Here is a 389-nt window from a genome sequence, read left to right as displayed (position 1 = left end):
CAGGCCGACCAACGCCCTACTTGGGCTGACCGCCCAGACGCTCCAGAGTGCGACGCACCGCCCCGCCGAGGTACGGACGCGCAGCCGAGATGGCGGTATGAACCTCACTCCCGGGCTCGTACCGGACGAGGATCTCGTCGATCCGGTCGTCGAAGTCGAAGCTCTGGCCGGCGGGGCCCGTGGTCATGTCCGCAAAGATCAAGGCGTCGAGTACCGGGGAGTCCTCCCGGTCATAGACCGCGAGCTCTTCGGTCAATCCACGTTGCTCGGCTTCGTAGACCGCGCCGGAGTGATGGGCCACCAGGCAGACGAGCCGCGGGGAGGCACCGAGCGACTGGAGGTGCCGAGCGCCATCAAGCGGGTGGAACCCGGTCTGTCGAAGCGTAGGG

The 389-nt window shown here is 67.6% G+C and carries 1 protein-coding gene; it reads right to left on the bottom strand.

Going from position 1 to position 389, the window contains the following annotated elements; all coding sequences use genetic code 11:
- Positions 1 to 16: 16 nt before the first annotated feature.
- On the bottom strand, positions 17 to 389 hold a 373-nt coding region (locus G3I78_RS50550), incomplete at its 5' end, for a phosphohydrolase (protein ID WP_239158509.1).

It is taken from the genome of Streptomyces sp. SID13726 (assembly GCF_010548375.1).
Lineage (GTDB): Bacteria > Actinomycetota > Actinomycetes > Streptomycetales > Streptomycetaceae > Streptomyces.
The sequence above is the reverse complement of the archived record's forward strand: the minus strand, read 5'-3'. Positions and strand labels throughout refer to the sequence as shown.